Annotated in this window: 3 protein-coding genes; all 3 read right to left on the bottom strand. The window is 61.5% G+C overall.

All coding sequences use genetic code 11. From position 1 onward, the window contains the following. Positions 1-87: 87 nt before the first annotated feature. From IEW85_RS14175 to IEW85_RS14185, 3 genes are read right to left on the bottom strand one after another with little or no spacing between them, the layout of a single operon-like run. Positions 88-1,077: a tyrosine-type recombinase/integrase gene (locus tag IEW85_RS14175; RefSeq protein ID WP_168888656.1), complete on the bottom strand. Its 990-nt coding sequence runs from the start codon at positions 1,075-1,077 to the stop codon at positions 88-90. Between the two features lie 6 nt (positions 1,078-1,083). Further along, positions 1,084-2,034 carry a tyrosine-type recombinase/integrase gene (locus tag IEW85_RS14180; RefSeq protein ID WP_188687077.1) on the bottom strand — a complete coding sequence of 317 codons (951 nt, stop codon included), beginning with the start codon at positions 2,032-2,034 and terminating at the stop codon, positions 1,084-1,086. Further along, positions 2,031-2,288: a tyrosine-type recombinase/integrase gene (locus IEW85_RS14185; RefSeq protein ID WP_229659064.1), complete on the bottom strand. Its 258-nt coding sequence runs from the start codon at positions 2,286-2,288 to the stop codon at positions 2,031-2,033. The genes IEW85_RS14180 and IEW85_RS14185 overlap by 4 nt, the downstream gene beginning before the upstream one ends. Between the last annotated feature and the right edge of the window lie 17 nt (positions 2,289-2,305).

Raw genomic sequence — 2,305 nt, forward strand, 5'->3', positions numbered from 1 at the left:
GATCGCTTATGCCGATGTTTGGATTACGCCGACCTTTTCGGGTTGCCCCTGGTGAGGGCCGTAGGGCGTTGACTCTTGTCGGCATAATCATAGATTCTCCAGCCAGGTGAGTACGTCGGGTGACGGCGTGTAGGTGCCGGCCTCGATTTCGGGGTGGCGGGTCTTGTCGAGGATGTTTTTCTTGGTTTCCATGTCTGCCTGCAGATACATGTCAGTCGTTGAGGTTTGCTCATGGCCCAGCCATAGGGCGATGAGGCTGACGTCGACTCCGGCGTGAAGCAGATTCATCGCCGTAGTGTGACGCAGCGAATGCATGGTGATGTGCTTACCTCTTAAGGACGGGCAGGATGTGCTGGCAGTGCCCAAGTGAATGGCGAGGCGGCGTTCGATGGCGTCGCGTGAAAGGGCCCTGCCGTGCGGCCCGGGAAATAGGGCCTCTCCTGTGCGGTTTGCGCGTTCTGTGAGGTAACGGTGCATCTGCTCTGCCAGTGGAGTGCTGATGGGTATGGCCCGGTGTTTTCGGCCCTTGCCTTCGCATTCGACATGTGGGCTGGTGCCGACGTGGATGCTGGGGATGGTCAGTGTGATCAGTTCGCTGACTCTTAACCCGGTGTGGATGACCAGAGCGAGCATCGCCTGGTCGCGCCGGCCGACCCAGCTGCCCAGATTCGGTGCTGCCAGCAGTGCAGCGCTCTCTGCCTCGTTGAGGTAGCCGATCTGAGGTTTGGAGGTTTTCGCTGGTGGGATGGCCAGGATCTGGCGGAGACTCTCAGCGTGTTCTGGGTGATCGGGCAGGGCGTGTGTGAACACAGCACAGATCGCAGTAAGCCGCCCATTGCGTGTCGCGGCGCTGTTTTCCCGCTCGGTGGCCAGATGCTCCAGAAAGCCGGTGACCACCGACCGGTCAATATCTTCCAGGCGGATGTGATCTGCCGGGGTCGCAGTCGTGGCGCAGATGTGCTTGATCAGCAGCCGCCAGGCGTCACGGTAGGAGGCGACCGTGTTGGCCGAGAGGTTGCGCTGGGCATGGACGTAGTCGGTGAAGAATGCTTGTAGCACTGTGGTGAGGTAGGTCATGGTGATTCACTCCGTGGTGGTGATGGCATCGACCCGGCCTGCGGCCAGGGCCAGCAGTTCGGGGACGGCTTCGATGTACCAGTAGGTGTGGGCGGGATCTGAGTGGCCCAGCCAAGTGGCCAGCAGACTCAACGTCGCGGCCGGGTCAGCTGCCTCGGTGGTGTAGGCCCGGATCATCTGCCGGGTAGCGAAGGTGTGGCGCAGGTCTGATAAACGTGGAGCTGGACCTTCCCAAGTGAAGTCAGCCGCGGCACGGATTCGCTGGAAGTGAGCGCCCACGCTTTGTCGCTGATAGGCGCTGCCTGTGATCGTGACAAAGATCGGGCCATCAGGCTGAGGACCGGCCGCCTGCCGGGAGGGATCGGCCTGGTAGCTGGTCAGGGCATTGATGGTGGTGGGACCCAGCGGAATAACCCGATCGGGACCGTGTTTGTTCGCCTGGATCAGCATGGTTGCGGCACCGACATCGAGATCGCCAGCTCGTAGGCGTAGAGCCTCTCCGGGCCTGATTCCGGTCACCGCCAGCAAACCAATCAGATGGGCCATCGTCGTCTGAACCAACGGGTGACTGAAAACCCGGTAGCAAGCGCCGATGAGCGCGTCGACTTCGGCTTGGGAGTAGATGTGAGGCCTGCGCCGGTCCCTACCGGCGTTTAACGCTCTAGTGGTGGGCACTTGCACATCCATTGCCAGTGCCTGGCAGTAGCGGGTAAAACAGCGCACTGCACTGAGGCGCTGGTGCTGATAGCCGCTGGTAAAGTCGCCCTCGCCGCGAACCCAGGCGGCGGCTTGGGCAGCTGTGAAGCTGGCACCAGTATTTCCACTGGCCCAGAGCCATTGAAGGAAATTCCGCATGTGGCGTTCTTCCATCAGCAGCTTGAAGCCCAGAGCCCGCCGTTTGGCCAGATAGTCCTCCAGTGCGGTGACCAGCTCGACGTTGACCAGCTCGGCACTCATGGCAACCTGCCCCACGGTGGGGCCATTCCGCGTAACGGGGCCATGTCCACTCGCGCGTAGCTCATGGCCGAGGCGGGGTCTGTGTGCCCGAGGAGCTCACTTACCTGCCTGATGGTCCCGCCTGCGCTGAGCACCTGGGAAGCCAGCGTATGCCGAAGCCGGTGAGCATAGACTCCTTCAAGACCGGCCAGACGAGCGTATTTGGTCACCACATTGCTGATGCCGGTGCGACTCAACGCGGTCAATGGCGGCATCGAGCGGATAAAGACAC

The sequence above is a fragment of the Nesterenkonia cremea genome (assembly GCF_014642675.1).
Classification (GTDB): Bacteria; Actinomycetota; Actinomycetes; order Actinomycetales; family Micrococcaceae; genus Nesterenkonia; species Nesterenkonia cremea.